This is a genomic window from Blastococcus sp. SYSU DS0753 (assembly GCF_054051175.1).
On sequence record NZ_JBJHAT010000001.1, the window covers coordinates 75,196 to 98,716 of the forward strand.

The 23,521-nt window shown below is 74.4% G+C and carries 21 protein-coding genes; 10 read left to right on the top strand and 11 right to left on the bottom strand.

Going from position 1 to position 23,521, the window contains the following annotated elements; all coding sequences use genetic code 11:
- Positions 1 to 25: 25 nt before the first annotated feature.
- The 3 genes from ACI799_RS00360 to ACI799_RS00370 all read right to left on the bottom strand — a co-directional run bounded on the left by ACI799_RS00360 (position 26) and on the right by ACI799_RS00370 (position 3,390).
- On the bottom strand, positions 26 to 2,215 hold the full coding sequence (locus ACI799_RS00360) for an MMPL family transporter (RefSeq protein WP_456588286.1): 2,190 nt from the start codon (positions 2,213 to 2,215) through the stop codon (positions 26 to 28).
- Positions 2,216 to 2,220: 5 nt separating this feature from the next.
- Positions 2,221 to 2,820: a TetR/AcrR family transcriptional regulator gene (locus ACI799_RS00365; RefSeq protein ID WP_456588285.1), complete on the bottom strand. Its 600-nt coding sequence runs from the start codon at positions 2,818 to 2,820 to the stop codon at positions 2,221 to 2,223.
- A gap of 99 nt (positions 2,821 to 2,919) precedes the next feature.
- Complete coding sequence (locus ACI799_RS00370; RefSeq protein ID WP_456588284.1) at positions 2,920 to 3,390, bottom strand: heme-degrading domain-containing protein; 471 nt, start codon at positions 3,388 to 3,390, stop codon at positions 2,920 to 2,922.
- Positions 3,391 to 3,473: 83 nt separating this feature from the next.
- Between ACI799_RS00370 and ACI799_RS00375 the strand changes: the two genes are divergently transcribed.
- A complete protein-coding gene (locus tag ACI799_RS00375) occupies positions 3,474 to 4,547 on the top strand; it encodes a YihY/virulence factor BrkB family protein (protein ID WP_456612074.1) in 1,074 nt (357 codons plus the stop codon).
- On the opposite strand, the gene ACI799_RS00380 is transcribed toward ACI799_RS00375, so the two are convergent.
- The gene (locus ACI799_RS00380; protein WP_456612075.1) at positions 4,538 to 6,070 is read right to left on the bottom strand and encodes a DUF2252 family protein; all 1,533 of its coding nucleotides are present in this window, start codon (positions 6,068 to 6,070) and stop codon (positions 4,538 to 4,540) included. The two genes, ACI799_RS00375 and ACI799_RS00380, sit on opposite strands and share 10 nt — an antisense overlap.
- 160 nt (positions 6,071 to 6,230) lie before the next feature.
- Here ACI799_RS00380 and ggt point away from each other — a divergent pair, with 160 nt between their 5' ends.
- Positions 6,231 to 8,093, top strand: coding sequence for a gamma-glutamyltransferase (ggt, locus tag ACI799_RS00385; RefSeq protein WP_456612076.1), 1,863 nt, complete (start codon positions 6,231 to 6,233; stop codon positions 8,091 to 8,093).
- Between the two features lie 3 nt (positions 8,094 to 8,096).
- On the opposite strand, the gene ACI799_RS00390 is transcribed toward ggt, so the two are convergent.
- Positions 8,097 to 8,894 carry a siderophore-interacting protein gene (locus tag ACI799_RS00390; protein WP_456612077.1) on the bottom strand — a complete coding sequence of 266 codons (798 nt, stop codon included), beginning with the start codon at positions 8,892 to 8,894 and terminating at the stop codon, positions 8,097 to 8,099.
- Between the two features lie 127 nt (positions 8,895 to 9,021).
- Between ACI799_RS00390 and ACI799_RS00395 the strand changes: the two genes are divergently transcribed.
- Positions 9,022 to 9,852 (top strand): acyl-CoA thioesterase, encoded by an 831-nt coding sequence (locus tag ACI799_RS00395; protein WP_456595499.1) that lies wholly within the window; start codon positions 9,022 to 9,024, stop codon positions 9,850 to 9,852.
- Positions 9,853 to 9,968: 116 nt separating this feature from the next.
- On the top strand, positions 9,969 to 10,997 hold the full coding sequence (locus tag ACI799_RS00400; protein WP_456595500.1) for an ATP-dependent 6-phosphofructokinase: 1,029 nt from the start codon (positions 9,969 to 9,971) through the stop codon (positions 10,995 to 10,997).
- Here the strand turns inward: ACI799_RS00400 and ACI799_RS00405 are convergent.
- On the bottom strand, positions 10,987 to 11,571 hold the full coding sequence (locus ACI799_RS00405; protein WP_456612078.1) for a TetR/AcrR family transcriptional regulator: 585 nt from the start codon (positions 11,569 to 11,571) through the stop codon (positions 10,987 to 10,989). The genes ACI799_RS00400 and ACI799_RS00405 overlap by 11 nt on opposite strands.
- 56 nt (positions 11,572 to 11,627) lie before the next feature.
- Here ACI799_RS00405 and ACI799_RS00410 point away from each other — a divergent pair, with 56 nt between their 5' ends.
- From ACI799_RS00410 to ACI799_RS00420, 3 genes are all read left to right on the top strand, one after another.
- Positions 11,628 to 13,277, top strand: a complete 1,650-nt coding sequence (locus ACI799_RS00410; RefSeq protein WP_456612079.1) for an FAD-binding protein — start codon at positions 11,628 to 11,630, stop codon at positions 13,275 to 13,277.
- A 61-nt stretch (positions 13,278 to 13,338) separates the two neighbouring features.
- Positions 13,339 to 14,160 carry a mycofactocin-coupled SDR family oxidoreductase gene (locus ACI799_RS00415; RefSeq protein WP_456612080.1) on the top strand — a complete coding sequence of 274 codons (822 nt, stop codon included), beginning with the start codon at positions 13,339 to 13,341 and terminating at the stop codon, positions 14,158 to 14,160.
- A gap of 1 nt (position 14,161) precedes the next feature.
- Positions 14,162 to 15,118 (top strand): alpha/beta hydrolase fold domain-containing protein, encoded by a 957-nt coding sequence (locus tag ACI799_RS00420; protein WP_456588274.1) that lies wholly within the window; start codon positions 14,162 to 14,164, stop codon positions 15,116 to 15,118.
- Positions 15,119 to 15,211: 93 nt separating this feature from the next.
- Here ACI799_RS00420 and ACI799_RS00425 read toward each other — a convergent pair whose 3' ends face one another.
- The 5 genes from ACI799_RS00425 to ACI799_RS00445 are packed head-to-tail and all read right to left on the bottom strand — an operon-like array spanning position 15,212 to position 19,705.
- Complete coding sequence (locus tag ACI799_RS00425) at positions 15,212 to 15,721, bottom strand: phosphohydrolase (RefSeq protein WP_456595505.1); 510 nt, start codon at positions 15,719 to 15,721, stop codon at positions 15,212 to 15,214.
- Positions 15,722 to 15,778: 57 nt separating this feature from the next.
- The gene (locus ACI799_RS00430) at positions 15,779 to 16,396 is read right to left on the bottom strand and encodes a LutC/YkgG family protein (protein WP_456588272.1); all 618 of its coding nucleotides are present in this window, start codon (positions 16,394 to 16,396) and stop codon (positions 15,779 to 15,781) included.
- A complete protein-coding gene (locus ACI799_RS00435) occupies positions 16,393 to 17,853 on the bottom strand; it encodes a LutB/LldF family L-lactate oxidation iron-sulfur protein (RefSeq protein WP_456612081.1) in 1,461 nt (486 codons plus the stop codon). Before ACI799_RS00435 ends, ACI799_RS00430 begins: the two co-directional genes overlap by 4 nt.
- Positions 17,850 to 18,623, bottom strand: a complete 774-nt coding sequence (locus tag ACI799_RS00440; protein WP_456612082.1) for a (Fe-S)-binding protein — start codon at positions 18,621 to 18,623, stop codon at positions 17,850 to 17,852. Before ACI799_RS00440 ends, ACI799_RS00435 begins: the two co-directional genes overlap by 4 nt.
- Positions 18,620 to 19,705 (bottom strand): LacI family DNA-binding transcriptional regulator, encoded by a 1,086-nt coding sequence (locus ACI799_RS00445; protein ID WP_456612278.1) that lies wholly within the window; start codon positions 19,703 to 19,705, stop codon positions 18,620 to 18,622. Before ACI799_RS00445 ends, ACI799_RS00440 begins: the two co-directional genes overlap by 4 nt.
- A gap of 175 nt (positions 19,706 to 19,880) precedes the next feature.
- Here ACI799_RS00445 and ACI799_RS00450 point away from each other — a divergent pair, with 175 nt between their 5' ends.
- Genes ACI799_RS00450 through ACI799_RS00460 form a run of 3 tightly spaced genes read left to right on the top strand, consistent with a single transcriptional unit; the run spans position 19,881 to position 23,501 of the window.
- Positions 19,881 to 21,419 (top strand): sugar ABC transporter ATP-binding protein, encoded by a 1,539-nt coding sequence (locus tag ACI799_RS00450; RefSeq protein ID WP_456588269.1) that lies wholly within the window; start codon positions 19,881 to 19,883, stop codon positions 21,417 to 21,419.
- On the top strand, positions 21,416 to 22,480 hold the full coding sequence (locus ACI799_RS00455; RefSeq protein ID WP_456612083.1) for an ABC transporter permease: 1,065 nt from the start codon (positions 21,416 to 21,418) through the stop codon (positions 22,478 to 22,480). The genes ACI799_RS00450 and ACI799_RS00455 overlap by 4 nt, the downstream gene beginning before the upstream one ends.
- Positions 22,470 to 23,501 (top strand): ABC transporter permease, encoded by a 1,032-nt coding sequence (locus ACI799_RS00460; RefSeq protein WP_456588267.1) that lies wholly within the window; start codon positions 22,470 to 22,472, stop codon positions 23,499 to 23,501. Before ACI799_RS00455 ends, ACI799_RS00460 begins: the two co-directional genes overlap by 11 nt.
- The last annotated feature ends 20 nt before the right edge of the window (positions 23,502 to 23,521 follow it).

Below are 23,521 nucleotides of genomic sequence, written 5' to 3' on the forward strand. Positions count from 1 at the left end.
CCGTTCGAGGACCGGAGCGATGGGCTCAGCGCGGGGCTGCGCCGACCGACTCCCGGTCCTGCGGAGGCGCCGACTTCTCCAGCGCTGAGCCCTCGACGTCGAGCACCGGCAGCCAGCGCAGCCACCGCGGCAGCCACCAGGCCCGCTCGCCCAGCAGTGCCAGCGCCGCGGGGACGAGCACCATGCGGACGACGAAGGCGTCGAACAGGATGCCCGCGGCCAGGGCGAAGGCGATCGACTTGATGGTCGCCTCGCCCGCCGGCACGAACCCGGCGAAGACCGAGAACATGATCAGTGCGGCGGCGACGACGACCGGCGCGGCCTGGCGGAACCCGGTGCGGATCGCCTGCAGGGGTGCCACGCCGTGGGCGTGCGCCTCGTGCATCCGGGACACCAGGAAGATCTGGTAGTCCATCGCCAGCCCGAACAGGATGCCGATCACCAGGATCGGCGTGAGGCTGATCAGCGGCCCGGTGGTGTCGAGGTTGACCGCGGCGGCGAGCCAGCCCCACTGGAACACCGCCACGGTGGCGCCGAGCGAGGCGCCGATGGTCAGCACGAAGCCGAGCACGCCGACCAGGGGCACCAGCAGCGAGCGGAACACCAGCACGAGGAGCACCAGCGCCAGGCCCACCACGAGGGCGAGGTAGACCGGCAGAGCCTCGTCGAGGCTCTGGGCGACGTCCACGCTGACCGCCGTCTGCCCGGTGACCGACGCCTGCACGCCGTCGAGGTCGGCGAACTCGGCGCGCAGGTCGGCCACGAGCTGCTCGGTCGCCGGGTCGGTGGGGCCGGACTCGGGGATGACGGTCAGCAGGGCGGCGCTGCCGTCGGCGTTCGGCACCGGCGGCGTCACCAGCGCGACGTCGTCGAGCGTGGAGATCGTGCCGCTGACCTGCGCGGCGGACTCCGCGGCCCCGGCGCCCTCGAACAGCACGGTGATCGGCCCGTTGAAGCCCTCGCCGAAACCGTCGGCGAGCAGCTGCTGGGCGCGCGCCTGGGTGCTGTCGGCCGGGGGTGTCTGCACCAGCGTGGTCTGCATCGAGAAGAACGGCACGGCGATCGCGCCCAGCAGGACGACCGCGAGGAGTAGCGAGGGGATGCGGTGGCGGGTCACGGTGTCCGCCCACCCGGCGAGCAGCCCCCGCCGGTGCGAGGTCGCGACGCCCCCCGCGCCCTCCTGCGCGGCCGACCGCTGCGCGCGCGGCAGGGCGCGGTACCCCAGGTAGCTCAGCGCGGCCGGTACCAGGGTCAGCGCGATCAGGACGGCGACGACGATGGTCAGCGCCGCCGCCACGCCCATCTGCGTGAGGAACGGGATGCCGACGACGGCCAGGCCGGTCAGCGCGATGACGACGGTGAGCCCCGCGGTCACCACCGCGGAGCCGGCGGTGCCGACGGCGGTCGCGATCGCGGTGCCCACGTCGGCGCCGGCCCGCAGCTCCTGCCGGTGGCGGCTGACGATGAAGAGCGCGTAGTCGATGCCGACGGCCAGCCCCAGCATGGCGGCGAGGGTCGGGGTGGTCGAGGAGAGGTCGGTGAAGCCGGTGGCGATGGTGATGCCCAGGACCCCGATGCCGACGCCCACGAGGGCGGTCAGCAGGTTGAGGCCGGCGAGGACGAGCGAGCCGTAGGTGACGGCGAGGACGACCAGCGCGACGACGACGCCGATGGCCTCGGCGGGGCCGCCGACGTGCGGCGCCTCCTGGGTGGCCTCCCCGGAGACCTCGACGGTGAAGCCGCCCTCCCGCGCGCCGTCGACCGCCTCGAGCAGCGCCTCCTGCTGCCCGGGGGTGACCTCGCCCGGCGCCGCGTCGTAGGTGACGGTGCTGTAGGCGGTGTTCTGCTGCTGGTTGACCGCCGGCGCCGCCGGGTCCAGCGGGTTCGTGGCGTCGACCACGCCGGGCAGCTCGGCGAGCTCGGCGACGAGCTCCCCGACGACCGGCGCGTTCTCGGGCGTCGTGAGGGTCTCGCCCTCCGGCGCCTGCACGACCACGCGGGCGGTCGCGCCCTCACCGCCGGCGCCGAACTCCTCGCCGATCCGCTCGAGGGCGTTGGTCGACTCCTGCCCGGGGATGGAGAAGGAGCTCGTCGTCTCGCCGGCGAGGGTCGCGGCGCCCGCGCCGCCGGCGACGAGGACCACCAGCCAGACCAGGATCACCGGGAGACGGCGGCGGTGCGCGAACGCGCCGAGCCGGGACAACAAGACAGCCATGGGGATCAGGCCTCCACCTGGTCGGTAGCGGGAGGAGCGGCGCCGGCCCCGTGGTGGCCGAGCGCGTCGAAGCAGGTGGCGACGACGAGGGGCCGCCACGCGGTGGTGCCGTCGTGCTGCCGGGCCGTCAGGGTGAGCACGGCCAGCGCGGTGAGCGCGCCGACGACCCGGATGGCCCGTTCGGACCCGAGCGCGCCGGGGGTGACGCCGAAGGCCTCCAGAGCCGCCGCGACGGCGGTCTCGACCTCGGGCCCGGCGTCCTCGGTGCCCCCCTGGGTCAGCGGGGCGAGGAGCAGCGCGACCAACCCGGGGTGGGCCAGCGCGATGTCGACGAGCACGTCCAGCGCCAGCCGGTCGCGTGCCGGGCCCGGCGGCAGGTCGACCACCTGGTCGAGCACCCGCTGGCCGAGCGCGCCGGCCTGGGCCAGCACGGCCGCGTGGAGCGCTTCCTTGCTGGGGAAGTGGTGCAGCAGCCCGGCCTTGGACAACCCGACGGCGTCCGCGACGTCCTGGACCGACGTCTTGGCGAAGCCGCGCCGCGCGAAGAGGGCGGCGGCGTGGTCGAGGATGCCCTCGTCCACCTGCTGCCGGAACGGTCGCGCCACGGAATGCAGGTTACGCGCGACCGACCGGATCGGTAGGTGTACCGACCACTTCGGTCGGTGGTGTCCGTCACGCCGGCCGGGCGACGACCGGTACCGGGATCAGCGCCCCGGGTGCTCGGCGAGGACGGCGGTGACCATCCGGTGGTCGTCCAGCTGGGGGAGCCCGGAGACGGCGACGACACCCACCGGGCCGACGTCCCGCACCAGCAGGGGGAAGGCGCCGCCGTGCGCGGCGTAGTGCTGTGGGTCGAGCCCGAACTCCGCCTCGAAGGTGGTGCCGCGCTCGATGCTGGCCTGCCGGACGTAGAGCGAGCTGTGCCCGAACCGGTGCACCACCCGGGACTTCCGCTCGATCCAGTGGGCGTTGTCGGGCGTCGCCCCGGGCAGTGCGACCGAGAAGAGCCGGTGGCCGTTGCGGGTGATCTCGACGGCGACGGGGGCGGCATCGCGCCTCGCGGCGGCCACCAGTGCGCAGCCGAGCACCCACGCGTCCTCGTTGGTGAAGGAGGTGAGCTGCAGGCGCTCCTCCTCCGCGGCGAGCTCGGCGAGCGTGGGGAAGGACTCGGACATGCCCTCTTCCTACGGGGGATCCGCCGCGGTCGCGAGTGCGCAGGCGGGTCGTGGGTAGCCGCCGACGAGGGAGGGGTGCACCGATGTCGGTCGTCGCGCGGTTCGACGCGTTCCAGGCCCGGCATCGCGTGGTGGGCTTCCCGCTCGCGGTGGCCTACAAGTTCGCCGACGACCGCGGCCCGCACCTCGCCGCGCTGATCACCTACTACGGCGTCGTCTCGCTGTTCCCGCTGCTGCTGATGCTCACCTCCGTGCTGGGCTTCCTCCTGCAGGACGACCCCGCGCTCCAGCAGCGGATCCTCGAGTCCGCGCTGTCGGACTTCCCGCTGCTGGGCCCCGCGCTGGTGGAGAACATCGGCACCTTCCGGGGGAGCGGCGTGGCGCTGGTCATCGGCATCCTCGGCAGCCTGTACGGCGGGCTCGGCGTCATGCAGGCGGCCCAGGCGGCCCTCAACCGCATCTACGCCGTGCCGCGCTTCGCCCAGCCGAACCCCCTGCTGTCCCGGCTGCGCAGCCTGCTGCTCGTCGTGGCGCTCGGCCTGGCCGCGGTGGCGTCGACCGCGCTGACCGCCTTCGTGTCGACCTTCTCCGGCGCGCTGCCGGTGCCCGGGCCGGTGGTGGCGGCCGCGGGCACGCTGGCGGGCCTGGCGATCAACGTCGGGATCTTCCTGGTGGTCTACCAGGTGCTCACCGCCCGCCAGCTGGACTGGCGGAACGTCGCCGTCGGTGCCGTCGTCGCCGCGGTCCTCTGGGAGCTGCTGCACGTGCTCGGCACCTACTACTTCGGCACGTACGTGACGCGCTCCACCGACGTCTACGGCGTCTTCGGCGTGATCCTCGGCCTGGTCGTCTGGATCTACCTGCAGGCGCTCGTCGTCGTGCTGGCCGCGGAGATCAACGTCGTCCGGCACCGGCGGCTCTACCCCCGCTCCCTGCTGACCCCGTTCACCGACGACGTGGAGCTCACCGCGGCCGACGTCCGGGCCTACACCGGTTACGCGCGCAGCGAGCGGTACAAGGGCTTCCAGCGCGTGGAGGCCTCGTTCCGGAAGGGCGCCCGGCCCCGGCCGGCCGACGCGGAGGGCTTTCCCGGCGACGTCGCGCAGGACCACGCGGGGGCCTCCGTCGAGCGCGCACCGGAGCGCGGTCAGCGGTAGACGACGTCTACGCTCCGGAAGGCGCCCAACGCGTGGTCGGCGACGAAGTGCTCGTGGTCCCGGCGCACCCGGGCGGCCGCCTCCTCGGCGAACCGCAGGATGTCGTCGACGAACAGGTCCCGGTTGCCGATCGCGTCCAGGATGGCGGGCTCCACGTCGTAGTCGACGTTGCCGGTCTCGTCGGACATCGCGTGGGTGTGCGCCAGCACCCGGCCGCAGATCTCCGCGTACTGCTTCCACTCGCCGGTCGAGAGCGAGCCGAGGCTGATGTCGTCGCGGAACGGTGCCCGCTCGCGCACCATGAAGCTCCGGCCGTCGATGTCGACGCTGCCGTAGAAGACGTCCCCGCTGACCAGGTGCACCCGCTGGGCGTGCCGGATGCGGTCGCCCTCGCCGTCCACCTCGTAGCCCGACGGCGGCACCAGCCCGGACAGGGCCGAGCGGCGGGCGCGCTTGAATTCCAGGAGGAGGTCGTCGGTCCCGTCGTCGCGCACCCCGGCGACGAGCACGTAGTACCGGGTCAGGCCCAGCGAGGCGGTGCCGGCGCCGCGTCGCTCGGCGACGTCCTTGACCCGCACCGCACCGGCCCGCTCGGGCACCGCCACCTCGTTCTCGGCCACGTAGCGGTCGACGAGCTCCTGGAACTCCTGCCGGCGGCTGCTGACCGGCACCAGTTCCTCGTCGGTCCGGAAGCCGCTCCTGGTCTCGTCCAGCAGACCGGCCAGCCAGTCGGCGCGGCTGGTCTCCAGCGTGCCGGCGATCAGCCGCCGGATCAGGGGCGGCGCGTTGTCGAGCCGGAGCTGCTCGGTCTGCTCCCGGCCGTCGGCGGCGTAGGAGGCGATGCCGGCCGCGTAGCCGCGCACGAACCGTTCCGCGATGGCCCGCTGCTTCTTCCGGCCGGAGCCGGACTTCTCGGCCGCGCCCAGCAGGAAGCCGACGGCGCCCCGCTTGAGGTCCCAGGTGAACGGCGCGTAGTAGGCGTCGTCGAAGTCGTTGACGCCGAAGATCGGCACGTTGTCCGAGCTGGGCATCACGCCGAAGTTGCCCGGGTGGACGTCACCGAGCGCGAGCACCGTGGGCAGCCGGGCGTCCTCGCCGACCAGGTCCCGGTAGAAGAGCAGGTTCGTGCCGCGGAAGAAGTGGAAGACCGAGCCGGCGAGCTTGTCGAACTTCGCCCGCGCCTCCAGGTCGCCGTTCGCGATGCGGGTCTCGTGGTCCTCGCGCACGGTCTCCCGCACGTGCACCCGGCGGTCGTTGCCGGTCAGCATGCGGGGGATCAGCACCATCTCGCCGGCCGCCCGCGCCTCGGCGAGCCGGCGGAACGCGTCGACCCGGGAGCTGATCTGCTGCCGGCCCGCGCCGGGCCGCTCGGTCTCGTGCAGCGGCTCCGGCTGCTCCCGCTGCCGCAGCTCGGCGACCAACTGCTCCTTGGCCATCCGGCTGCGGCCGGGGATCCCGTGCTCCCGGGCCAGGCGCAGGAGTTCGTGGCGAGAGGCGGTGCTGAGCTGAGTGGGGGAGTCCATGGTCCTCGGCTACCCGTCGGCGCCCCGACCAGGCACGACGGTTGTGTGACAGCCGCCGCCACGACCCCGTCCCGGGACGGGGACGCCGGACCGCCTGGCGCGCCGGGCTCCGCGGGTGTCCCATGGGTTCCTGCGCAGCGATGACGCCCGAGGAGCTCCCATGCCGCGTCCGCGTACCACCCTCCTGGCCCTGACCGCGCTCGCCGGCGGCGCCCTCGTGGCGGGCGGCCCCGCGAGCGCCGCCCCGCACGACGCTCCGGGCGGGGCGCCCCCGGAGAAGCGCGCGCTGGCCGTGGGCACCGGGGGCGCGGTCGCCACGGTCGACCCCGACGCGACCCGGGTGGGGCTGGACGTCCTGGCCGCCGGTGGCAACGCTGCGGATGCGGCGGTGGCCACGGCCGCCGCGCTGGGCGTCACGGAGCCGTACTCGGCGGGCATCGGCGGGGGCGGCTTCTTCGTCTACTACGACGCCGCAACCGGAGAGGTCACCACGATCGACGGCCGGGAGACCGCACCGCTGGCCATGGGCGCGGACGCCTTCCTCGACGAGGCGGGCGACCCGATCCCGTTCGCCGAGGCAGTCTCGAGCGGTCTGTCGGTGGGCACGCCGGGCACCCCGGCCACCTGGGTGACGGCGCTGGAGGAGTTCGGCACCTGGTCGCTGGCCGACGCGCTCGGCGGTGCGACCCGGCTGGCCGACGAGGGCTTCGTCGTCGACGAGACGTTCCGGCAGCAGACGGCGGACAACGAGGAGAGGTTCCGCATGTTCGCGCCGACCGCCGAGCTCTTCCTCCCCGGCGGCGCCCTGCCCGAGGTGGGATCGGTGTTCCGCAACCCCGACCTGGCCGACACCTACCGGCTGCTGGCCGGCAAGGGGGTGGACCCGCTCTACACGGGGGAGCTGGCCGAGGAGATCGTGGCGACGGTGCAGGACCCGCCCGAGGCGGAGGGGGCCGCGGAGGTCCGGCCGGGTCTGCTGGAGGCCGTGGACCTAGCGCTGTACGAGGCGCCGCTCCGGGAGCCGACCCGGGTCGGCTACCGGGGACTCGAGGTCTACGGCATGGCCCCTCCGTCCAGCGGCGGCTCGACCGTCGGTGAGGCGCTGAACATCCTGGAGCCCTTCCCGCTCGCCTCGCTGCCCGAGGTGCCGGTGCTGCACGCCTACCTGGAGGCGAGCGCGCTGGCGTTCGCCGACCGGAACGCCTACGTCGGCGACCCGGCGTACAACCAGGTGCCGCTGGCCGAGCTCCTCTCGGACCGGTTCGCCACGGAGCGAGCCTGCGCCATCGCGCCGGATGCGGTGCTGGCGAAGCCGACCCCCGCGGGCGACCCGGACGGCGAGTACGCCCCCTGCCCGGCCGGCGAGGGGCCGACGGTGGAGGAGGGTGCGGAGGGTCCGTCCACGACCCACCTCACGGTCGGCGACGCCGCCGGCAACATCGCCAGCTACACGCTGACCATCGAGCAGACCGGGGGCAGCGGGATCACGGTGCCCGGCCGCGGGTTCCTGCTGAACAACGAGCTGACCGACTTCACGTTCGCCGCCGCCGACCCCACCCGGCCCGAGCCGAACCTGCCCGCCCCGGGGAAGCGCCCGCGCAGCAGCATGGCGCCGACGATCGTCCTGCACGACGGCGAGCCGGTCCTGGCCCTCGGCTCGCCGGGCGGCAGCACGATCATCACGACCGTCCTGCAGACGCTGGTGAACCGCATCGACCGCAACATGGACCTGGCGGAGGCGATCGCCGCCCCGCGCGCCAGCCAGCGCAACACGGCCGCGGTCAGCGCGGAGCCGGCGTTCGTCGACGCGTACGGCGAGCCGCTCACCGCCCTCGGGCACGAGTTCACCGTCGTGGAGGAGCTCGGCGCGGCCACGGGCATCGAGTACCTGCCGGGCGGCCTGCTGCTGGCCGCCGCGGAGGTGGAGCGCCGCGGCGGCGGGAGCGCCGGGGTGGTGCACCCTGTCGTCGGCGGCCCGGAGGCGCCGGGCGCGGCGGAGCTCGCCCCGCCGCTCGGGGGCTGACGGTCAGCGACCGACGGCGTCCTCGGCCTCGATCGCGGCGTTCCACTGGCGCTTGCCCGACTGCCAGGCGTCCTCGGTGTCTCCGCGCCGCCAGTAGCCGGAGATCGACGTCCACTCCGGGTCGAGCCCGCGCTCGGCCCGCAGGTGGCGCCGCAGGTCGCGGACGGCGTACGCCTCGCCGTGCACGAACACGTGCCCGTTCCCCGGCGGGAGCTGGGTGGCCTCGACCGCCTGGACCAGGGCCACACCGGGCAGCGCGTCGCCCCGGTGCAGCCAGCGCAGGTCGACGGTGGGGGAGAGAGCCAGGTCGGTCTGTTCCTCCTCGGGTCCGGCCACCTCCACGAACACCAGCGCCCGTGCGCCGGCCGGCAGCCGGTCGAGGGACGCGGCGATGGCGGGGAGCGCGGCCTCGTCGCCGGCGAGGAGGTGCCAGTCGGCGTCCGGCCGGGGCGCGTAGGCGCCGCCCGGTCCCATGAACTGGATCCGGTCGCCGGGCCGGGCCGCGGCGGCCCAGGGGCCGGCCAGCCCCTCGTCGCCGTGGTGGACGAAGTCGATGGTCAGCTCGCCGGCGGCGGCGTCCCACGCGCGCACCGTGTAGGTGCGGGTGACCGGCCACTGGTCGGCGGGCAGCTCGGCACGCACCTGCTCGACGTCGTAGGGGACCGCGTAGGACGCGTCCGCGGGCGGGAAGAGCAGCTTGACGTAGCGGTCGGTGAACTCGCCGTCGGGAAAGCCGGCCAGGCCCTCGCCGCCGAGCACGACGCGGACCATGTGCGGGGTGAGCCACGAGGTCCGGACCACCTCGCCGATCCGGGGGATCCGTCTGCGGGGCGGTCGTCCGTCGCCGTTCCGTGGCTCGCTCATCACGACTGGCGACGGTACAGAGGGGACCCTAACCCGATCCGAGCACCCGGTTAGGGTGCCCTGCGTGGAGACCGTGGCTGCCGACGACGCACGCCGAGCGGCGGGGCCGACGGTCCTCGACGTCCTGGCTCTGGAGGAGATCGACCGCGACCTGTACCGCAGCACCCTGCTGTTCAGCGACCCCTTCCCGCTGTACGGCGGGCAGGTGGCCGCGCAGGCGCTGTACGCCGCCGGGCGCACGGTCGCCACGGACCGCCTCCCGCACTCGCTGCACGGCTACTTCCTGCGCAGCGGTGACGCCGCCCGCCCGACGATCTTCCGCGTGGACCGCGACCGCGACGGCGGCTCGTTCTCGGCCCGGCGGGTGGTCGCCCTCCAGGGCGGCGAGGTCGTGTTCAGCATGTCGGCCTCGTTCGCGGTGCCCGGTCCCGGCCCGGACCAGCAGGTGCAGCCGACCCCCGCCGTCGAGGCGCCGGACGGGCTGCCGGTCTTCGAGCTGCCCCGGGTGTTCTCCATGGAGAGCCGCCGGCCCCCGCAGCCCTACCCGGACGCGCACTGGCCGACCCGGTTCTGGGCGCGGGCCACCGTGCCGCTGCCGGCCGACCGCCTGGTGCACGCCTGCGTGCTGACCTATCTCTCCGACATCGGGACCGGGCTGTCGGCGCTGCCCGACGACGAGGCCGCCCCCGGCCCGAGCCTGGACCACGCCGTCTGGTTCCACCGCCACGCGCCGCTGGACGACTGGGTGCTCATGGACATGGTGCCGCGCACCGTGTCCGGGGGGCGGGGCTGGTACACCGGATCGATCACCACGGCCGGCGGTGTGCTCGGCGCGAGCTTCACCCAGGAGACGCTGTTCCGGCCCGGCCGGAACCCCTTCCGCCCCGGGCGGTGACCGGCAGGCGCGCCGCGCCGACGGCTCGCAGGCACCCCGCGCGTCGGCGGGCGGTCGTCGAGACGTCATGACGTATGGTCGGGTCAACCCGGCCCACGAGCGCGAGGAGCCAGCCGGTGCGCATCGGAATCCTGACCGGAGGCGGGGACTGCCCCGGCCTCAACGCCGTCATCCGTTCGGTGGTGCGCACCGCCGGTGCCCACTACGGCAGCGAGGTGATCGGCTTCCGCGACGGCTGGCGCGGGCTGCTGGAGAACCGCTGGACGCCGCTGGACGTGGCCGCGGTCGACGGCCTGCTCACCCGCGGTGGCACGACGCTCGGCTCGGCCCGCGTCGCTCCGGAGAAGCTGCACGCCGGCATCGAAGAGATGATCGGCACGCTCGACGAGCACGGGGTCGACGTCCTCGTCCCCATCGGCGGGGAGGGCACCCTCACCGCGGCCCACGTGTTGTCGGAGGCCGGCGTGCCGGTGGTGGGCATCCCGAAGACGATCGACAACGACATCGACGGCACCGATCTGACGTTCGGCTTCGACACCGCGGTCAGCATCGCCACCGAGCTCATCGACCGGCTGCACACGACCGCCGAGTCGCACCAGCGCGTGCTGCTGGTCGAGGTGATGGGCCGGCACGCCGGGTGGATCGCGCTGCACGCCGGCCTGGCCGCCGGCGCCCATCTGACCCTGGTGCCCGAGCAGCCGTTCGACGTGGACGAGGTGGTGCGGCTGGTCTGCGACCGGTTCGCCCGCGGGGCGTCCCACGTGATCGGCGTCGTCGCCGAGGGGGCCGAGCCGCTGCCCGGGCAGATGGCCTTCCGTCGCGGCGGCGTCGACGAGTTCGGCCACCGCCGGTTCACCGGCGTCACCCAGCAGCTGGGGGAGGAGCTGGAGCGGCGCACCGGCAAGGAGGTGCGGGCCACGGTGCTGGGGCACGTCCAGCGCGGTGGGACCCCGACGTCGTTCGACCGCGTGCTGGCGACCCGCTTCGGCCTGCATGCCACCATCGCTGCGCACGAGGGCCGTACCGGTCAGATGGTTGCGCTGCGGGGGACGGAGATCGAGCTGGTCCCGCTGGCGCGCGCCGTCGCCCGGCTGAAGACGGTGACCCCCTCCCGGCTCGCCGAGATCGAGGCCTTCACCGGCTGACCCCGGCACGCGGCCGGGCCCACGGCGGGTCCAGCAGTGCCAGGGCCCGGTCGACGGCGGGCCGGACGGCGTCCGGTGTCGCGGCGGTCATGACCACGCCGAAGGTCATCCGGAGGGCGAGCAGCACGTCGTCGGCGGTGACCTCCGGGGGGGCGACCCCGGCGTCGCGGGCGGGGCGCAGGGTGGCCTCCACCAGGCCGAGCAGCCGCTCCGCCCCGTCGTACTCGGGCAGGTTCCGGCGGGCGTCGACGACCATCTCGACGAAGGCCGTGGTCTCGATGGCCTGGTCGACCAGGCGACTCCACAGCCGGCCGAGAGACCCGGCGTCCCGATCGGCGGCGATCGCCTCGAGTTCGGCGAAGTTGTCCTCGAACACGGCGAACGCCAGATCCAGCCGCGTCGGGAAGTGCCGGTAGAGCACGCCCTGCCCCACGCCCGCCTCGCGGGCGATCGCGCTCAGCGGCACCCGGTAGCCACCCGCGGCCATGACCCGGCGGGCCGCCTGCAGGATCGCCCGCCGGTTGTCCGGAGCCGCTGCCGGACCCCGGTTGACTCTCCCGCCCGACGTGGCCATGCTCACACCCTAGCGATCCGGACAACACTGTCCGGTCGGTGGGCGAGGAGGGCACCGTGGCCGGGAGCGTGGAGCAGTTCGACGAGACCTACGACGTCGTCGTGGTCGGTACCGGTGGCGCCGGCTTCGCCACCGCGCTGGGCGCCCTGGACGAGGGGCTCAGCGTGCTCCTGCTGGAGGGCACGGAGAAGTGGGGCGGGAGCACGGCGATGTCCGGGGGTGGCATGTGGCTGCCGGACAACCCGCTCATGCGCCGCGCCGGCGCCGGTGACTCCCGGGAGGAGGCGCTCGCCTACCTGGAGGCGACGGTCGGCGACGAGGGGCGCGCCGCGACGCGGGAGCGCAAGGAGGCGTTCGTCGACGGTGTCGCCGACTTCGTGACGACGGCGGAACGGCACGGCCTCGCCTTCGCCCGGGCGAAGGACTACCCCGACTACTACCCCGAGCTCCCCGGCGGCAAGATCGGCCGCTCGCTCGAGGCCGAGCCGCTGGACTCCAAGCAGATCGGCGACTGGTGGTCGACCCTGCGCAACGCGGTGCCGCTCCCGGTGAAGACCGACGACGTATGGCTGCTGGGCCGGGCCTGGTCCACCCCGGGCGGGTTCGTGCGCGGCGCGCGGTTCGTGTTCCGCGCGTTCGGTGGTGTCGCCCGCGGGCGACGGGTGGTCGGGATCGGGGTGGCCCTGGCCACCGCCTTCTGCAAGGCCGTCGTGGTCGAAGGGAAGGTGCCGCTCTGGCTGCAGGCGCCGCTGGAGGACCTGGTCCTCGACGGCGAGCGCGTGGTGGGCGTGCGGGTCCGCCGCAACGGTCGCGAGGTGCGCATCCGCGCCGTGCGCGGCGTGATGCTGGCCGGCGGTGGGTTCGAGCACAACCGCGACTGGCGGCAGAAGCACCACGGCATCGACGGCTCGCCGTCGGGCAACCCCGGCAACGTCGGTGGCCCGATCGAGATCGCGCAGCGCGCGGGGGCGGCCCTGGAGCTCATGGACGAGGCCTGGTGGGGCGCGTCCGTCGCCGCCCCCGCCGGGCACACGCCGGCGTTCATCGTGGGGGAGCGGTCGATGCCCTACTCGCTGATGACCGACGCCCGCGGTGACCGCTTCGCGAACGAGTCGGAGTCCTACGTCGACCTCGGCCACCACATGCTCCAGCACGACAAGGACGGCCCGTACTGGCTCGTCGCCGATGCCCGGCACGCCCGCCGGTACCTGCGGACGTTCGCCCTGGACCCGCGGCTGAACAAGGCGATGCGCGAAGCCGGGATCATGGTCAAGGCCGGGAGCATCCCGCAGCTGGCCGAGCGGCTGGGCATGGAGCCGGGCCGGCTGCAGGCGACCGTCCAGCGGTTCAACGGGTTCGCCCGCGCCGGCATCGACGGCGACTTCGGGCGGGGCAACTCCGCCTACGACCGCTACTACGGCGATCCCACCGTGCGGCCCAACCCGTGCCTCGGTCCGCTGGAGAAGGGCCCGTTCACCGCGTTCCGCGTGGTCATCGGTGACCTCGGCACCAAGGGCGGCGTGGTCACCGACCCCGACGGCCGGGCGCTGCGCGAGGACGGCTCGATCATCGAGGGCCTGTACTCCGCGGGCAACAACTCCGCCTCCGTCATGGGGCGGACCTATCCCGGCCCCGGCTCGACCATCGGCCCCGCCACCGTCTTCGGGCTGCGCGCCGCCCGGCACATGGCCCGCCGGCCCGCCTGAGCCCGGTCCCACCTTCCCGGCGCGCGACCGCGCGCCGGTTCCCTCACCACAGGAGGAATGCGTGACCACCAGCACGTCCGGCCGCCTCGCCGGCAAGGTCGCCTACGTCACCGGCGCCGCCCGCGGCCAGGGCCGCGCCCATGCGGTCCGGCTCGCGGCCGAGGGCGCCGACGTCATCGCGATCGACAACTGCGAGACGGCGAAGACCACGTCCTACGCCGGCCCCACCGAGGAGGACCTCGCCGAGACCGCCCGCCTGGTCGAGGCGCAGGGGCGGCGCATCCTGGCCCGCAAGGTCGACGTCCGCGACCTCGACGGGCAGATGTCCGTGGTCCGCGACGGAGTGGCGGAGTTCGGCCGGCTCGACGTCGTCGTCGCCAACGCCGGCATCTGCTCGGGCTCGATGTCCTGGGAGATCCCGGTGGAGAAGTGGCAGGAGACGATCGACACCAACCTCACCGGCACGTTCTTCACGATGAAGGCGACCGTGCCGGTGCTGCTGGAGCAGGGCACCGGCGGCTCGATCATCGTGATCAGCTCGGTGGCCGGGCTGCGGGGGCTGCCGTTCCTCGCCGACTACGCGGCCAGCAAGCACGGCATCGTCGGCCTGGCGCGGACCATGGCGAACGAGCTCGGGCAGCACAACATCCGGGTCAACACCGTGCACCCGCACGGCGTGGCCACCGGCATGCAGCCTGCGGAGATGTTCGAACTCGCGCAGCAGTACGCCACAACGCTGGCCCCCATGCTGATGGGCGCGCTGCCCGACCCGATCTCCCAGCCCGAGGACATCGCGCATGCGGTGGCCTGGCTGGCCTCGGACGAGGCGCGGCACGTGACCGGCGTCCAGCTGCCGGTCGACCTCGGCATCCTCGGGCGCTGACGTGGCTCGCCTCGACCTGCGGGTGCGGCTGCTCGGGCGGGCGCTGCGGCTGGGGTCGGTCGCCACCCTGGACGCCGAGCGGCTCGCTCGCGTCCAGGAGCGCTCGCCCGGGCACAACCCCGTGACCGACCTGCTCCTGGGCGGGGTGGCGCCGGGGGTGACCCTGCAGGACGGCGTCACCGCCGGCGCGGCGGGACCGCTGGCGATGCGGGTCTACCGCCCCCGCGGCGCCGCCGGCGGGCCGCTGCCGCTCGTGGTCAACTTCCACGGCGGCGGCTGGGTGCTCGGCTCGCTCGACCAGGCCGACTGGCTGTGCAGCAACGTGGCCGCGACCGTGGGCGCCGTCGTGGTGTCGATCGACTACCGCCTCGCGCCGGCGCACCCGTGGCCCGCCGCGCCCGAGGACTGCTACGCGGCGCTGGTCGACGTCGCCGCCCGCGCCGGCGAGCTGGGGGCCGATCCGGGCCGGCTGGCGGTCATGGGCGACAGCGCCGGGGGGAACCTGGCCGCGGTCGTCGCGCTCATGTCCCGCGACCGGTCCGGGCCGGCGATCGCCGTCCAGGCGCTGCTCTACCCGGCGACCGACCTGACGTTCGGCAGCGCCTCCATCGCCGAGAACGCCGATGCCCCCGTCCTCACCCGGCGCGACATGGAGGCCTACCGCGCGCACTACCTGGGCGACCGGGACCGTGCGCACCCGTACGTCTCGCCGCTGCTCGCCGCCGACCACGGCGGCCTGCCGCCGGCGCTGGTGCAGGTCGCCGAGCACGATCCGATCCGCGACGACGGGCTGCGCTACGCGGAGACGCTGCGGGCCGCGCGGGTGCCGGTGCGGGCAACGACCTACGTCGGGATGCCGCACGGGTACCTGGCCTTCCCGAGGCTCTGCCGCAGCGCGCCGCAGGCCCTCGCCGAGCTGTGCGCGGAGCTGTCGTCCGCGCTCGCGCCGGGAGGCTGACCCGCCGGCGGGCCGCGCCGGTCGTCGACCCGTGGTGGTGTCGGCACGGGGCGACACCACCACGGGCGACACAGCGGGTGCGGCGCCGGCCCGTCAGACCAGGATGCGGTGGCCGTGCACCCGGTCGGCCGCCTCGGCGGACAGGAGCATCCGGCGGACCGGGCGGTAGCGGCCCTCGCGGAGGGTGCGTGCCCGGTCGGGGTCGGTGCCCGCCAGCCGCTCAGTGGCGGCGAGGTCGGCCTTGTTCTCCACCAGCTTCACCAGGCGGGCCAGCGGGTGGGCGGCCACCCGGCGGACGAACCCGGACAGGTAGGGCTCGCCCGGGCGCGGGGTCCCCGCGTCGATCGCCTCGACCACCACGCCCGGCACCCCGAGGGCCCGCAACCGGTCCAGGTCGTACCGGCGGGCCGGGTCGGGGTGGTCGCGGGTGCCCGCCACGACGTCCTTGAGCACGCCGGCCATCTCGGCCTCGGGTCCGAACGGCCGCAGCGCCTCGGCGAGCGGCCGCAGCTGCGCCAGGTAGTGGTCGCGGCCGTCCTCGTCCACCTGGCCCTCGTGCGCCTCCAGGGCGAGCAGGTGGGCGTCGGGAAGCGTGAAGGGCACGCACCGAGGCTAGGCACCGTTCCGCCGGAGAGGGTGGCCGTCCGGCTGATCAGCCGGTCAGCCGGCGAGGACGACGACCAGGGTGCGCGGGCCGTGCACGCCCTCGACGCGCTGCAGCTCGATGTCGCTGGTCGCCGACGGGCCGCTGATCATCGTGAGCGGGGCCGTCGGGTCCAGCCGGGCGAGCGCCTCGGGGACCCCGCCGACGACCTGGTCCGCCGTCACCACGCACACCAGGACGTCGGGCAGCAGCGACAGGGCCCGCCGGCCGCAGCTCGGGGAGCCGTCCAGCACCAGCGTGCCGGTCTCGGCCACGGCCACGGCCACCCCGGTGACCGACGCGCCGAAGGACGCCAGCCCGACCGCGGGCCGGCCGTCGTCCGGCACCGCGCCGTCGGGCCGCCAGTCCGCGGGCAGGCCCGGCGCGACGACGACGGCGTCGGGGGGCAGGTCCAGGTCGCCGAGCGACCGGGCCACGGTGGAGGCCACCTCGGCCGGCGCGCAGCGCACCACCGTGGCCTTGTAGTCCTCCAGCCGGTCGGTGAGCACCTCGTGCAGCACGGCGGCGGGGCGGTCGTCGCGCCGCCGGTAGTCGCGCCGGACGGGCTCCTCGGCGCGCCGGTCCGGGCCCAGCGCCGTGCGGATCCGCCCGAGCACCTCCTCGCGCGCGCTCACCGCCGGTGCTCCTCGGCCCACTGAGAAGTGAAGGTCTTCCCGGGCGGAGTGGGGAGGTCGCGGGACCGGGTCCAGGCCGACAGCGGCGGCGGCAGCGTGGCCGGGAGGGTCGGCCGCCCACGGGCCAGGAACCGGCCCAGACCGGCGGCCCGCTGGGCGAGCCGCCAGAGCCGCGGGGAGGCCATCACGCGGGAGAGGAGGCGAAAGGCCGCTGCCTCAGGGGTCGTGCGCGTCTGGGCCTCGACGTGCTCGGCGCGCAGGTGCACCAGGATCGAGGGGATGTCGATCGCCACCGGGCAGACGTCGTAGCAGGCGCCGCACAGCGACGAGGCGTACGGCAGCGACGCGTTGTCCTCGACGCCGGTGAGCTGGGGGGAGAGCACGGCGCCGATCGGCCCGGGGTACACCGACCCGTAGGCGTGGCCACCGGCGCGCTCGTACACCGGGCAGACGTTCAGGCACGCCGAGCAGCGGATGCAGTGCAGCGCCTCGCGCCCCACCTCGTCGGCGAGCACCGCCGTCCGACCGTTGTCGACCAGCACGAGGTGGAACTCCTGCGGTCCGTCATCGGGCGTGACCCCGGCCCACAGCGAGGTGTAGGGGTTCATCCGTTCGCCCGTGGAGGAGCGGGGGAGCAGCTGCAGGAAGACCTCGAGGTCGGTCCAGGTGGGCACCACCTTCTCGATGCCCATCACGGTGATGAGAGTCTGCGGGAGCGTCAGGCACATGCGCCCGTTGCCCTCGGACTCGACGACGGCGAGGGTGCCGGTCTCGGCGACGGCAAAGTTCGCCCCGCTGATCGCCACCCGGGCCCGGAGGAAGCGCTCGCGCAGGTGCGCCCGCGCCGCCATGGCCAGCCGACGGGGGTCGTCGGTGAGCTCGGGGTCCACCCCGGGCATGGTGCGCAGGAAGATCTCGCGGATCTCGGCCCGGTTCTTGTGGATCGCCGGGACCAGGATGTGCGACGGCCGGTCCTCGCCCAGTTGCACGATCAGCTCGGCGAGGTCGGTCTCGTGCGCCGCGATACCCGCGGCCTCCAGCGCCTCGTTGAGCCCGATCTCCTGGGTGGCCATCGACTTGACCTTCACCACCTCGTCGGTGCCGGTGGCCTGCACCAGGTCGAGGACGATCCGGTTGGCCTCGGTGGCGTCGCGGGCCCAGTGCACCGTGCCGCCGCGGGCGGTGACCTGCTCCTCCAGGGCGACCAGGTGCTCGTCGAGCCGGGCCATCGTGGCCGCCTTGATCGCCCGGCCGGCCTCGCGCAGCTCCGCCCAGTCGGGCACCTCGCCGACCACGGCGGCCCGCTTGCCCCGGATCGTCGCCGTGGCATGGCCGAGGTTGGCGCGCAGCTGCCCGTCGCGCAGCGAGTCGCGCGCGGCGTCGGGGAACGACCGGTCGCCGCGCAGGTGCCCGACGCCCCGGGGAGCGGTCGGGATGCCCAGGAAGACGGCGGTCACGAGCGCACCGCCGGTCGGGTCGACTGCTCGGGGGTCACGGCGTCCTCCGTCGACGCGAGGATCTCGGCCAGGTGCACCGTGCGCGTGCCGGCCCGGAGGCGGGAGAGCCCGCCGCCGATGTGCAGGAGGCAGGAGGCGTCGCCCGCGGTGCACACCTCGGCGTGCGTGGCGAGCACGTTGGCCATCTTGTCGGTGAGCATCGCGGTCGAGGTCTCGGCGTTCTTGACCGCGAACGTGCCGCCGAACCCGCAGCACTGGTCGGCCGCGGGCAGCTCGACCAGCTCCAGGCCGCGGACGGCGCGCAGCAGGCGCAGCGGCCGGTCGCCGACCCTCAGCATCCGCAGCGAGTGGCAGGTCGGGTGGTAGGTGACCCGGTGCGGGTAGTACGCCCCGACATCGGTGACGCCCAGGACGTCGACCAGGAACTGCGACAGCTCGTAGGTCCGCTCGGCCAGCGCCGCGGCGTCGTCGGCGAGCGCGTGCTGCCCGGCGCGGCGGGCGACGGCGGCCTGCTGGTGGTGGATGGAGGCGACGCAGGAGCCGGACGGCGCCACGATCGCCTCCGCCCCGGCGAACGCGCGCACGTGGTTGGCGATGACGGGCACCGCCTCGCGCCGGTAGCCGGTGTTGACGTGCATCTGCCCGCAGCAGCTCTGGCCCGGGGGCACGACCACCTCGTGGCCGAGCCGCTGCAGCAGCACCGCCGTCGCCTCGGCGACCCGCGGCACCATCGTGTCGACCAGGCAGGTGGCGAAGAGCGCGACCTTCATCGGATCCCCTCCGGGTCGGGCGCCGGATCCCGCCGGACCATGCTCGACTCGCGGACGACGAGCACCGGCTCGAAGACGGGCTGCTCGTGGACGTGGCCCTCGCGCGCCTCGTCCAGGAGCAGCTGCGCGGCGCGGCGGCCCATGGCGTGCCGCGGCTTGCTCACCGAGGTGAGCGGGACGGCGGCGGCGGCCGCGAAGTCGATGTCGTCGTAGCCGACGATCGCCAGTTCGTCGGGGACCCGCACGCGGTGCCGGACCATCTCCTGCAGCACCCCCAGCGCGAGCAGGTCGTTGGCGCAGATCGCGGCGGTCGGGCGCCGGGTGGCGGGGATGCCGATGATCCGCCCCGCCGCCTCGCGTCCGCCGGCCACCGTGAGCTCCTCCGGGGACAGGACGGTGAGCTCGGCGCCCGACGCCTCGCGGACGGCGCTCGCCACGCCGGCGTGCCGCTCGTGCACCTGCGGAAGTCCCGAGGCCGCCCCGATGAAGGCGATGCGCCGGTGGCCGCGCTCGAGCAGGTGCTCGGCGGCGAGCCGACCACCGAGGACGTCGTCGGTGGCGACCGCGCACTGGTCACCGTCCGGAGCCCGGCGGTCGAGCAGCACGACGGGTACGCCTCTCCTGCGAAGGGCGGCGAGGTCCGGGCTGAGCTCGGCGGTGGGCGTGATGAGCACGCCGTGCACCCGCTGCTCGGCGAGGGCGGCCAGGTGCGCGGTCTCCCGCTCCGGGCGGTCGTCGGTGTTGCAGAGGATCAGCGACAGCCCGGCGGCGTCCACCACCTCCTCCACGCCACGGGCGACATCGGTGAAGAACGGGTTCGCGATGTCCAGGACCACGAGCCCCACGGTCCGGCTGGAGCCGGCGCGCAGCTGCCGGGCGGACTCGTTCCGGACGAAGCCGAGCTCCGCGATCGCGGCGAGCACGCGCTCGCGGGTGGCCGCGCCGACCACCTCCGGCCGGTTCAGGACGTTGCTGACCGTGCCCACCGAGACGCCCGCCCGGCCGGCGACGTCCCGGATGCTGGCGGTCAGTGCTCCTCCTCGGGCGCGCGTCGACGGACCTCGCGGCGAGACCCGGTGCAGGCCATGATGGGGCCACCCTCTGAAACGTGTCAACCGCACAGCGCGCGCCCTCGTCACGCTCGCGTCACGGCCGTGAGCGTGGCGGTTGACACACATTCGGGACCTTTCTATGGTGGCCGTCACATCGCGCCTGAAACGATTCACAGCGATGACATCGGACACGGAGGCGGTCACTGTGGACCACACGAGGGAGCCGGCGGCGCCCGGCGACGTCGTCCTCGCGCTGGAGGACGTGCGCAAGTCCTTCGGGGCGGTCGCCGCGCTCCGCGGCGCCCGGCTGGAGCTGCGCGCCGGTGAGGCGCACGCCCTGGTCGGTGAGAACGGCGCGGGCAAGTCGACGCTGGTGAAGATCCTCGCCGGGGTGCACGCTCCCGACGGCGGACGGGTGCTCCTGGACGGCGAACCGGCGCGCCTGGACAGCCCGGCGACCGCACGGGCCGCGGGCATCGCGGTGATCTACCAGGAGCCCACGCTCTTCCCCGACCTGTCGGTCGCGGAGAACATCTTCATGGGCCGGCAGCCCCTGACGGCCGGCCGGCGCATCGACCGCAAGGCGATGGCCGCGCGGTGCCGCGAGCTGTTCGACCGCCTCGGCGTGGACCTGGACCCCGACCGACCCGCGCGTGGCCTGTCGATCGCCGACCAGCAGATGGTGGAGATCGCCAAGGCGCTGTCGTTCGACGCGCGGGTGCTGGTCATGGACGAGCCGACCGCCGCGCTGTCCGGCGTCGAGGTCGAGCGGCTGTTCGCCGTCGCCCGCGCCCTGCGGGAGGCCGGCGCCGCGGTGCTGTTCATCTCCCACCGGTTCGACGAGGTGTTCGAACTCTGCGACCGGATCACCGTCATGCGCGACGGCGAGTGGGTCTCCACCGACCGCACCTCGGAGCTGACCGTCGACCGGGTCGTGCACGCGATGGTGGGCCGCGAGGTCGCCACCCTCTTCCCCAAGCAGGACGTCGAGCCCGGCGAGGTGCTGCTCGAGGTCCGCGGGCTCACCCGCGCCGGGGTCTTCAGCGACGTCTCCTTCGACGTGCGCGCCGGTGAGATCGTCGCGCTGGCCGGCCTGGTCGGGGCGGGCCGCAGCGAGGTCGTGCGCGCGGTGTTCGGCGTCGACCCCTACGACGCCGGCACCGTGCGCATCGCCGGCCAGGAGCTCCGCCGCGGCAGCCCCGCAGCGGCCATGGCCGCCGGCGTCGCGCTGGTGCCCGAGGACCGCCGTCAGCAGGGCCTGGTCATGGAGCTCTCCGTCGAGCGCAACACCACGCTCACCCGCCGGTGGGCCCTGTCCCGGCGGGGCTGGCTGTCCGCCCGGCGCGAGCGGGACGCCGCGGCGGAGTGGACCCGGCGGATGCAGGTGAAGGCAGGCAGGCTCAGCGATCCCGTCTCCACCCTGTCCGGCGGCAACCAGCAGAAGGTCGTGCTGGCCAAGTGGCTCTCCACCGGGCCGAAGGTGCTGATCGTCGACGAGCCGACCCGGGGCATCGACGTCGGCACCAAGGCGGAGGTGCACCGGCTGATGTCGCAGCTCGCCGCGGAGGGGATGGCGGTCGTCATGGTCTCCAGCGAGCTCCCCGAGGTGCTGGGCATGGCTGACCGCGTCCTCGTCATGCACGAGGGGCGGCTGGTCGACGACATCCCGCGCTCCCGGGCCGACGAGGGCAACGTGATGCTCGCGGCCACCGGTCAGGCGACCCGCACGGCGGTGGCGTCGTGAGCACGGCGGTGACCCGGCCTCCCGCCGCCCCGGAGGAGACGTCCGGCCGCGGCACCGGCGGCAGCTCGCTGGTGCACCGGCTGTTCGCCGTCCGCGAGTTCGGCATCCTCGCCGCGCTGCTGCTGCTCGTCGTCGTGACGGTGGTCGTCCAGCCGCGGTTCCTCTCCCAGCAGAACATCCGCGACCTGCTGCTGTCGGCGTCCATCCTGACGGTGCTGGCGGCCGGCCAGACGATGGTGATCATCACCCGGAACGTCGACCTCTCCGTCGGCTCGACGCTCGGCCTGTCGGCCTACGCGACCGGGACGCTGCTGGCGACGCAGCCGGACACGCCGGTACTGCTGGCGGTGCTCGTCGGCATGGCGGTCGGCGCCGTCGCGGGCGTCGTCAACGGGGTGATCGTCGCCGTCGCGAAGGTGCCCTCGCTCGTGGTCACCCTGGGCACCCTCTACGTCTTCCGCGGCATCGACGCCCTGTGGGCCAGCACCAGCGGCCGGCTGCAGATCAACGCCGCCGATCTGCCCGGCGGGTTCAAGTCCCTGGGGACCGCCCGGCTGCTCGGCATCCCGGTGCTCTTCCTCGTCGCCGTCCTGGTGGTGCTCGTCGTGAGCTACTACCTGCGGAGCTACCGCAGCGGCCGGGAGATGTACGGCATCGGCTCGGACCCGGACGCCGCGCGGTTGTCCGGCATCCCGGTCGGCCGGCGGGTGCTCAGCGCGTTCGTGGTCAACGGGGCGCTCGCGGGGCTGGCCGGGGTGCTGTACGCGGCCCGGTTCCAGACCTTGGACGCGACCGCCGGCACCGGGTACGAGCTGACCGTCGTCGCCGCCGCCGTCGTCGGCGGCGTGGCCATCTTCGGCGGGAGCGGCTCGGTGGCCGGCGCGGCGCTCGGTGCCCTGCTCCTCACCACCATCGGCACCGCCCTGCCGCAGCTCGGCATCGACCCGTTCTGGCGCAACGCCGCCGTCGGCGCCCTGATCATCGCCGCCATCGCGCTGGACCGGGTGCTCGCGCTGCGCCTGGCCGGGCGCCTGCGGAGGAGGAGTTCCCGTGGCCATTGAGACCGTCGCCCCGCCCGCCGAGGACCAGGCGCCGCCGCGGACGCTGTCGGACCGGATGCGGCTGCTGGGCACCGGCGACGGGGTCATCACCCTGGTGCTCGTCGTCTTCGTGCTGCTGGCCTCCCTCTCGGTCGAGGGCTTCGCCACCGCGCGCAACACCGGCTTCCTGCTGCTCGACGTGATCGTCATCGTGCTCATCGCGCTCCCGCTGACGATGGTGATCATCACCGGCGAGATCGACCTGTCGGTCGCCAGCACGGTCGGCCTCACCGGGGCCGTGATGGGCCAGCTGTGGATCGCCGGCCTCCCGCTGGAGCTCATCGTCCCGCTGTGCCTGCTCCTGGGCGCCGTGCTCGGGGCGGTCAACGGCGCGCTGGTGACCCGGCTGGGCCTGCCGTCGCTGGCGGTCACCATCGGCAGCCTCGCCCTCTACCGGGGGCTGGCCTTCGTCGTGCTCGGTGACCAGGCGGTGGCCGACTTCCCCCGGGCGTGGACCACGTGGGCGATCAGCACGATCGGCGACTCGGGGATCCCCGTGGCGGCCGTCCCCCTCGCGGTCCTGGTCCTCGTCTTCGGCGTCGTGCTGCACGCCACCCCGATCGGGCGGTCGCTGTACGCGATCGGCAACAGCGAGGACGCCGCCCGCTTCAGCGGCATCGACGTCGCCCGCACCAAGTTCTGGCTGTTCGTCGTCACCGGGGTGATCGCCGCGCTGGGCGGGGTCTACTGGACCCTCCGCTACGGCAGCGCCCGTGCCGACAACGCCACCGGGCTCGAGCTGCAGGTCGTCGCCGCCATCCTGCTGGGCGGGGTGTCGATCTTCGGCGGCCGGGGAGGGATGGTCGGCGTCCTCGCCGGCGCGCTCCTCCTCGGTGCCGTGCGCAACGCCCTGCGCCTGGCCAGCGTGCCGGCCGACGTCCTCAACATCGTGACCGGCGTGCTGCTCATCGCCGCCGTGGTCGCCCCCCAGGTCACCGGATGGGTCCGGCGGCGTGCCGCTGCCCGGAGCCGGATCCCGTGACACCACCGCCGTGCACCCAC